This is a genomic window from Candidatus Accumulibacter vicinus, from assembly GCF_000584955.1.
Classification (GTDB): Bacteria; Pseudomonadota; Gammaproteobacteria; order Burkholderiales; family Rhodocyclaceae; genus Accumulibacter; species Accumulibacter vicinus.
Map to the genome: position 1 here is coordinate 78,477 of NZ_JDSS02000024.1, position 2,295 is coordinate 80,771.

The 2,295-nt window shown below is 66.3% G+C and carries 4 protein-coding genes; all 4 read left to right on the forward strand.

Features of this window, described 5'->3' with window-relative positions; all coding sequences use genetic code 11:
• On the forward strand, nt 1–925 hold a 925-nt coding region (locus tag CAPSK01_RS10935), incomplete at its 5' end, for an ATP-binding protein (protein WP_273703508.1).
• Nucleotides 922–1,209 (forward strand): hypothetical protein, encoded by a 288-nt coding sequence (locus CAPSK01_RS10940; RefSeq protein ID WP_034926257.1) that lies wholly within the window; start codon nt 922–924, stop codon nt 1,207–1,209. The genes CAPSK01_RS10935 and CAPSK01_RS10940, both read left to right, overlap by 4 nt.
• Entirely contained in the window at nt 1,210–1,899 is a 690-nt protein-coding gene (locus CAPSK01_RS10945) for a hypothetical protein (protein ID WP_034926258.1), read from the forward strand. It abuts the gene before it with no gap.
• A 9-nt stretch (nt 1,900–1,908) separates the two neighbouring features.
• On the forward strand, nt 1,909–2,181 hold the full coding sequence (locus CAPSK01_RS10950; RefSeq protein ID WP_273703509.1) for a LysM domain-containing protein: 273 nt from the start codon (nt 1,909–1,911) through the stop codon (nt 2,179–2,181).
• Nucleotides 2,182–2,295: the final 114 nt, after the last annotated feature.

Consider the following 2,295-nt stretch of genomic DNA (forward strand, 5'->3'; position numbering starts at 1 on the left):
CGCCGCGGCGGCGTCGGCATTGGGCGCTGCGGCCGGCGCGCATGAACTGTTCGCCGTCTGCCGGGCCGAGGCACGGCTCGAACTCGACGGCCTTGCCAATCTGGTCAACCCGCGCTTCGCACTCGGCGAACTGGTGTTACCGCCCGCGCAGACCCAACAACTGCGCGAAATCGTCTCGGCGATGGCCGTGCTCGGTCGTGTGCATTACGAGTGGGGCACGGCGCGCGTCTGGAACGATGCCGGCCTGTCGGTACTCTTCTCCGGACCGCCGGGAACGGGCAAGACGATGGCTGCCGAGGCACTCGCCAACGCGCTTGAGCTGCCGATGTACCGGATCGACCTCTCGCAGGTGGTCAACAAGTACATCGGCGAGACCGAGAAAAACCTGCGGCGCATCTTCGATGCCGCCGAGACCAGCGATTGCCTGATGTTCTTCGACGAGGCCGATGCGCTGTTTGGCAAGCGCACCGAGGTGCGTGACGCGCACGACCGTTTCGCCAACATCGAGATCAGCTATCTGCTCGAACGTATGGAGCGCTTCAAGGGCCTTGCGGTGCTCGCCAGCAACCGCCGCAAGGACCTCGACGAAGCATTCACGCGCCGGCTGCGCTACATCGTCGAATTCCCGGTGCCCGGCGTCGTCGAACGCGAGCGCTTGTGGCGGCAGGCTTTCCCGCCGCGCGTGGACATCGTCGAGATCGATTGCCGCTGGCTCGCGCAGCAGTTCGAACTCGCCGGCGGCCACATCCGCTCCGCCGCCTTCAACGCCTGCCTGCTGGCCGCCGGCCAGCGTCCCGAAGGGGCCGCGCAGGTGGGCATGCTGGAGGTGTTGACCGCCGTCAAGCGCGAACTCGAAAAGATGAATCGTGTTGCCGGTCGCGAACAGTTCGGTCGCTATGCGGCCTTGATCGGGAGCCTCGCATGAACGTCGACATCGCACGTCTGGCGATCACGTTGCAGGGCTTTCCGGCGGGGATCGGCGAGCATTTGCCAGAGCAGCTCGACGGCGCCCTGCAACGGCGATTGGCCGACCTGAAACCGGGTACGCCGGGCAGCGACCTTGCCACGCTGGACCTTGGCGTCATCGACGCGCCAGCGCATGCCGACGCACAGACCCTCTGCGAACTGATCGCCGCCCGCCTGGGCGAGTGGGTGACGCACGCCCATGATCCTGCCAGTGCGCAGGCAGAAGCCGGGGAGGGCCGCTGAATGTCGCTCTTACCCTTGCGTGGCGTGCTCGTCGAATATGGCGCGAACATCCTCGGGCCGATTCCGAACATCGTGATTTTCCAGTTCAATCCGGAAAACATGACGCGTACGATCACCATCCCGCCGCCGCCGGCGAGCGCATCGGCACGACCGCGGATCGAGACGCACGCCGCAGCGGCGCCGCCTTCGGAACGCTTCGAGATCAGCGCGCATTTCTCGGCAGCCGACGACCTCGGTGCCGGCGGCGCGCTATCGGCCATCCCGCGTCTGTTCGGCGTCGGTCCGCAGATCGCGGCGCTGGAGAAGATGGTCTACCCGCAGAGCACGCCCGGTGGTCTGATCGGCGCCGCGATCGACGCGATCGGCGCGGCCCTCTCGGGGCCGGGCAGCACGCCGCCGACGCAGCCGGTCCCCCGTGTCCCGCTGCCGCGCATCCTGTTCATCTGGGGACCGTCACGGGTGCTGCCGGTGACCATCACCTCGATGTCCATCAGCGAACAGAAGTACGACCTGTTGCTCAACCCGGTGCAGGCCGAAGTCAAGATCGGCATGCAGGTTTCCAGCCGGGCGCCGACCGATGATGCTGTCGGCGAGGGCGCCTACAAGTACACGCAAATGATCAAGGACACCCAGGCGACGCTGAATCTCGCCAAGGTGATCGAGTTTGCAGTCGATATCATTCCCTTCTGAGAGGCCGTCATGTTCCTCAAGAACTCGCGCTACCATGGTTTGCCGACGGTCACGGCGAAGGACCGTGCCGGTACCGAGGTCGCGGCCGTCAAGCTGCGGCTTCTGCCGATTCCTGCCGGCGACCCGGTGACGGTGCGCGCGCACGACCAGCTCGACACCCTCGGCGAACAGCGCTACGCCGACGCGACGCGCTACTGGCACATCGCCGACGCCAACAGCGAACTCGAAGCGGCGTCGCTGCTGCAGCCGACTGGCCGGCCGATCACGATGCCCCGGAGCTGACGATCATGGCCAGGGCCGAATATCGCGTCTACTTCGACAATGTCCCGGCGACGGCGGCGCAGTTGGCAAGCATCAGCGAAATCCGCATCGACCAGGGCATCGGCATGGCGGCGG